We start from the raw sequence: 2,500 nt of genomic DNA on the forward strand, positions 1-2,500 counted from the left end.
GGGTGAGCGAGGGGACCTGGCGGCGACCGACTTTTCCGCTTCTTAAGAAGCAGTATCATAGGCGCTGGAGGCTTTAACGGCCGAGTTCGGGATGGGATCGGGTTTGGATCCTCCGCCATAGCCACCAGGTCTTCCCGCTCACCCTGTTGGGTGTTTGGGGGTGTTGGTTGGTGTTTTTGGTTTGTGTGACTGACTACTGTGCATGTGTTTAGGTGTGTGAGAGATATGGGCGATTAGGATCAGTTAGCTACACATGTTACCACGCTTTCACACCTGACCTATCGACGTCCTGGTCTTGGACGGCCCTGTGAGACCTCGTTTTGAGGCTGGTTTCCCGCTTAGATGCTTTCAGCGGTTATCCATTCCGAACTTAGCTACCCGGCTGTGCCGCTGGCGCGACAACCGGTGCACCAGAGGTTCGTTCATCCCGGTCCTCTCGTACTAGGGACAAATCCTCTCAAGTCTCTTACACCCACGGCAGATAGGGACCGAACTGTCTCACGACGTTCTAAACCCAGCTCACGTACCACTTTAATCGGCGAACAGCCGAACCCTTGGGACCTGCTCCAGCCCCAGGATGTGATGAGCCGACATCGAGGTGCCAAACCTCCCCGTCGATGTGGACTCTTGGGGGAGATCAGCCTGTTATCCCTAGAGTACCTTTTATCCGTTGAGCGATGGCCCATCCACGCGGGACCACCGGATCACTATGGCCGACTTTCGTCTCTGCTCGAGCTGTCACTCTCGCAGTCAGGCGGGCTTATGCCATTGCACTCGACAGCCGGTTTCCGACCGGCCTGAGCCCACCATCGCGCGCCTCCGTTATTCTTTGGGAGGCGACCGCCCCAGTCAAACTGCCCACCATACAGGGTCCCGGACCAGGCTAACTGGTCTCGGTTAGATATCAGAAAAGTTCAGGGTGGTATTTCAAGGATGGCTCCACCGGAGCTGGCGCCCTGGTTTCAAAGCCTCCCACCTATCCTACACAAAACTTTCCTGATACCACTGTAAAGCTGCAGTAAAGGTTCATAGGGTCTTTCCGTCTGACCGCGGGTACCCCGCATCTTCACGGGGAATTCAATTTCGCTGAGCCGATGCTGGAGACAGCGGGGAAGTCGTTACGCCATTCGTGCAGGTCGGAACTTACCCGACAAGGAATTTCGCTACCTTAGGACCGTTATAGTTACGGCCGCCGTTTACCGGGGCTTCGATTCGACGCTTGCACATCTCCTCTTAACCTTCCGGCACCGGGCAGGCGTCAGACCCTATACGTCATCTTTCGATTTCGCAGAGTCCTGTGTTTTTACTAAACAGTCGCTACCCCCTGGTCTGTGCCACCCGCCGATGGTTGCCCACCAACGGGTCTCGTTTCTTCCGAAGTTACACGAGCAATTTGCCTAGTTCCTTCAGCATCGTTCTCTCAAGCGCCTTGGTATACTCTACCAGTCCACCTGTGTCGGTTTCGGGTACGGTCTATATGCTAGAGCTATTTCCTGGAACGGTCCAAAAGCCAGCTCAATCCGTTAAGAGCTGACAACATATCTCGTTCGTCACTTCTAGCAGGCTTAGGACTATTAACCTAATTCCCATCGACTACGGCTTTCGCCCTCGCCTTAGGGGCCGGCTCACCCTGCGTGGATTAACCTTGCGCAGGAACCCTTGGACTTTCGGCGACAGTGTTTCTCGCACTGTTTGTCGCTACTCATGTCAGCATTCGCACTTCTGATACCTCCAGAGAGGGTCACCCCGTCTCCTTCGCAGGCTTACAGAACGCTCCGCTACCGCGCATAGTAAACTATGCACCCACAGCTTCGGCACGTGGCTTGAGCCCCGTTACATTTTCGGCGCAGGGTTTCTATTAGACCAGTGAGCTATTACGCTTTCTTTAAAGGATGGCTGCTTCTAAGCCAACCTCCTGGTTGTTTTGGAATCCCCACATCCTTTCCCACTTAGCCACGATTTAGGGGCCTTAGCTGGTGGTCTGGGCTGTTTCCCTCTCGACAATGGACCTTAGCACCCACTGTCTGTCTGCCGTGCTCATACTCCTCGGTATTCGGAGTTTGGTTAGGTGTGGTAAGGCTTTGGGCCCCCCTAGCCCATCCAGTGCTCTACCCCCGAGGGCAATACACGACGATCTACCTCAATAGATTTCGCGGAGAACCAGCTATCTCCGAGTTTGATTGGCCTTTCACCCCTAGCCACAGCTCATCCCCGACTTTTTCAACAGGCGTGGGTTCGGCCCTCCAGTGCGTGTTACCGCACCTTCAGCCTGGCCATGGCTAGATCACTCGGTTTCGGGTCTTCTACCAGTAACTCAGTCGCCCTATTCAGACTCGCTTTCGCTACGCCTACACCTATCGGCTTAAGCTTGCTACGGACAGAAACTCGCTGACCCATTATACAAAAGGTACGCCGTCACCCCATAAGAGGCTCCGACTGCTTGTAGGCACCTGGTTTCAGGTCTCTTTCACTCCCCTTATCGGGGTGCTTTTCACCTTTC

Annotated in this window: 2 rRNA genes (1 of these 2 cut by a window edge); both read right to left on the reverse strand. The window is 54.7% G+C overall.

The features are described 5' to 3' along the window. Positions 1–14 precede the first annotated feature (14 nt). Positions 15–129: ribosomal RNA gene (gene rrf / locus NQF86_RS09065) — 5S ribosomal RNA — on the reverse strand. 84 nt (positions 130–213) lie between these two features. Further along, positions 214–2,500 (reverse strand): 23S ribosomal RNA (locus NQF86_RS09070) (it continues 450 nt past the right edge of the window).

Source organism: Bombella pluederhausensis, from assembly GCF_026385525.1.
Classification (GTDB): domain Bacteria; phylum Pseudomonadota; class Alphaproteobacteria; order Acetobacterales; family Acetobacteraceae; genus Bombella; species Bombella pluederhausensis.